Annotated in this window: 3 protein-coding genes; all 3 read right to left on the bottom strand. The window is 55.0% G+C overall.

What is annotated here, in order from left to right:
- Positions 1–85: 85 nt before the first annotated feature.
- Entirely contained in the window at positions 86–622 is a 537-nt protein-coding gene (locus Q0362_RS00015) for a ComF family protein (protein ID WP_298118277.1), read from the bottom strand.
- A 239-nt stretch (positions 623–861) separates the two neighbouring features.
- Positions 862–2,553 carry a GerMN domain-containing protein gene (locus Q0362_RS00010; protein WP_298118274.1) on the bottom strand — a complete coding sequence of 564 codons (1,692 nt, stop codon included), beginning with the start codon at positions 2,551–2,553 and terminating at the stop codon, positions 862–864.
- Positions 2,553–3,893: MtrAB system histidine kinase MtrB (mtrB, locus tag Q0362_RS00005; protein ID WP_298118270.1), on the bottom strand; the 1,341-nt coding region annotated here is incomplete at its 5' end. The genes mtrB and Q0362_RS00010, both read right to left, overlap by 1 nt.

The following is a 3,893-nucleotide window of genomic DNA, read 5'->3' as shown; positions in this document are numbered from 1 at the left end:
TAGTTGGCGTTTACGCCCAACTTTTGGGCGATCCTTTCACGCCAATCGATGTTGTAGAAAATGTAGTCCTGTTTGGAACAAAATGTCACGCATTTTCCCTGCGAGTGTCCTGAAAGTTTTTGGGAGTGTAGGCAAGCACTGCTGCCCCAACAACATCTGCGCCCCCTGCACGCAGTGCCCGGGCGCATTCCAGCAGGGTTGCACCGGTGGTGAGAACGTCATCGAGGAGGATGACGCGTTTGCCTTGTGCGCGTGGATGTGCTGCATAGACCCCACGCATATTGCTGAAACGTTCCATCCGGCCCAGTTGAGATTGGTCGGCACGGCGACGGTTGATCTTCAGCAATGTGGTGGGTTTCACACCTGCCGCTGTGGCCAGCAAGGCAATTGGAGAATAACCGCGTTGACGAAAACTTGCCCTGCTGGACGGCGGCAAGGCCCACGTGATCTCGAGTTCAGGCTCGTTTGCTCGTGCTTGGCGGTAACTGGCCTTCATTGCCTTCATGAAGGGCTGTGCTAATGCTTTTGCAACGGATGTCCTCCCCTGTTCCTTAAAGTGGTGCAGAACGCCACTGAGTGGCGTTGCGAGCTCCATGGCAAACCACAGAGGCAGCCGAGTCATACTTTCTGTGTCAAAGAGTTCTCGGTACTGCAGGTCAGCCACCAGTGATGCCCGGCAGTCGTGGCACAGGTTCCGATCAGGACGCCCGCAACCAGCGCAACTAATCGGTAACGCCAAAGCGAGAGCATCTGCGCAATGTTCTTTGAATTCAACGAAGGTCCACATGCCGAGAGTGTGGCATCGACTTCCCTTGGTTTCTCTAGAAATGAGAAGGTGGTGGAAAACCCCAGTGTCGTGAGCTATTGCTGAACAGACAGAACCTTCACACCGGTAACGGCGCTGAGCCATTGTGCACTGCTTCGTTGCGTCAACACATTGCCTTCAAAGGTCAAGATTCTGATCCCGGCAACTGTATTTGCACCCACGACTGACACGGGTGTTCCAGAAGTGATCTTGGCAAGGTCTGCCCCTTGGCCACCAATGACCTGGGTGCGAACGTTCCCGACGCCGTTAGCAGTGGAGACACTCACCACAGTTGTGGTGTCGACCCATGCCGCTGCAACCGGAGTTCCTGCGGCTAATGACAGCACGAGAGGGATTCCCAATTGCTCTGGGACTGATTTTTCACCGCGAACTAAGGCACTCACAAGGAGTTCATAAGCGCCATTTGTTTCAATCAATGCCAGCACACGAGACCCATCACGTGAGAGGGAGAGTGACTGAATGGAGTCTGCACTGGACCAAGGAACTTCTAGTTGAAGTTGTTTGCCATCTGTTGAGATCACTAGAAGTTTGTCTGGCTGACTTGCCGGGACTGACCACAAGTAGCCAAAGGTATCCAGTGCAGGGGCAATCAGCCCAGGACGAGTGTCGACAAGCTGGGCGTTGCCGTTTCGGATGAAAGCAACGCCTTCAGCGGTCAGCACGGCTGCCTGAGTGTTCCCATTTGAGGTAGTAATTGCAGAAGGTTGTTCCGACAAGATGGCAGGGGCTAATTGTGTGGCCGTTTCCACGGCTGAGCCTGTCCAGTACCCGAATGTTTTGTCTGTCAACACCAAAGGCCTGGAATCTACTGGCTTAGGAATCACTGAATCGATAGAACTCGAGATGGCGTTATTTAAGGTGGCACCATCGACCAACATATTGACCGTGTTGATGTTCTCCACTGACTGCAAGCTGGCAGCGAGCTGCTGTTTCATCTGACGGATGACGGTGGGGTCAGCAGAGAGCGCAGCTGAATTGAGGTCAACTGTTGCAGTTCCGCGCGTCACGGGGACCGTGTCTGCCACAAGAGCTGTGCCGGCAGGGAATGCCGTGTGAGCAGCGCCATTGGCTGCCAGCCATCCTGATGGCCCAGCCAATAGCGCCTTGGTAATACGAGTACTGGCGGATGCCCCGGCAGGGAAGAATCTCACGTCTGGAACCAAGAGCGAATTCGTTGAATCAAAGAAGTAGAGCGGATGTGCCTGATACACCTGGTCAAAAGTGAACCTGTCCATCACCACGCCATCGGGAGCAGAGCTAATGCGCCATTGACCATCGATTTGCTGGAACGAATAATCATTCGTCACCGACAACGTCGGTGACACATCCGAGTAGTTTCCTTGAGCATCAACCAGCGCAGTGAGCGTGTAGGTAACTTGCCCAAGTTGGTCATCAGTCTGGAAAACCGTTCGAAGCCCGGCATCGACATTCACTGAGGAGGTTGCATCCCATTGGGTTGCGAATTCAGGAGTCAGGAACTGCCGGGCAATGGCGTAGTCACTGACAGGTGAGGAGGAAGCCTCGACAAACCCACGCAGAATCTGCTCAATTGTGCCGTTTTCAACCGGACCCGACGGCAAGAACTCAATGGTGTCATCCTCGACGGGAACAACCGCAGAGCCTTGGTTGACACTTCCCGCTCGAGGAATGCCCGAACAAGCCGACAGCACAAACACCGCCACGACGGCAATTGCCAGGGCGGTCACTTTGGATAGCTTCGGTGCCATCACGCCTCCCCGCCTGAATCCCCAGTGGGGTCAAGTGGCAATGGAGAAGAAGCAATAGGAACATCAAGTTCACGGGGCAACGTGAGACGGAACAACGCACCTTCTCCGGGCGCAGCCCACACATCGAGCTGACCGTTGTGAACGCGGGCGTCTTCTAACGAAATGGCCAGACCCAGACCCGTTCCTCCCAATGTTCGCTGGCGGGATGGATCGGCACGCCAGAAGCGACTGAAGACTTGCTCGAGCTGATCGGCATCCATACCCACGCCATGGTCACGGACGCTAATGGCCACAGCAGTGGCGTTGGAGTCCACGGCAACATCAATGGCCTTCTGCTCACCATGCTCAATAGCGTTACCAATGAGGTTCATCAAGATTCGGCGAACGCGACGCGGATCAATATCTGCATCAAAGTGACCACCAGGGGCGGTGAGCGACAGATCGCAACCATGCTGCTCCGCCAAGGTGGTCATGGTGCCCACCACATCCTGAACGAGTCCGGCAACATTGGTGGGCTCAGGCTCGAGGTTCACGCTTCCTGCGTCATAACGGCTGATCTCGAGCAAGTCTCCTAGGAGTTTCTCAAAGCGGAGCACCTGAGCATTCAAGAGTTCGGTGCTGCGCCGGGTCTTGGAGTCAAAACTCTCTCGTTCTTGGAAGAGAACATCACCTGCGAGCTTGATGGTGGTCAGCGGTGTGCGGAGCTCATGAGAGACGTCGGAGACGAAACGCTGTTGCATGACAGAAAGGTCTGCCAGTTCTGTGAGCTGGCGCTGCATGCTGCCTGCCATGTCGTTGAATGACCTGGCAAGTGTGGCCACGACGTCTTCGCCCTTTTCAGGGATGCGCACGGCCAAGTCACCGGCAGCAAGCTTCTGAGATGTTTCTGCCGCATTCTTCAGAGGCGAGACAACCATGCGGGAGACGAACCAGGCCACTCCCCCGACCAGAATCAACAGGCCCAGACCTGAGAACCACAACACCTGTTGAATAAACAGCAAGGTTTGTTCAGACTGCTCAAAGTCATAGCCAATGAAGAGTTCGTAGGTGCCAGCTCCTGGGATATCCAGTTGAGAGCCCACGACTACTCCGGGCACAACTGTTCCATTAATGGGAAGCTCAACAGACTGCCAGAACTGTTGGTCTGGGGTGGTCATCACCTGATCTTTGAGCTCAGTGGTGATCACACCACCGGTGAGTTCTGTGCTGGAAAAGTTCTGAGGCGCCAGAGCATTGGGTTCCTGGTTAGGAACGCGATAGACGGCAACCAAGCCACTCGAGGATGCATCACGGATAGCTGTGCGGGCCGCATTCATCACCGACTGCATCGATGCTTGGTC

Origin of the sequence: uncultured Aurantimicrobium sp. (assembly GCF_936931525.1) — a bacterium.
Lineage (GTDB): Bacteria > Actinomycetota > Actinomycetes > Actinomycetales > Microbacteriaceae > Aurantimicrobium.
Note: the sequence above shows the minus strand (reverse complement) of the source record. Positions and strands in the feature narration are given on the sequence as shown.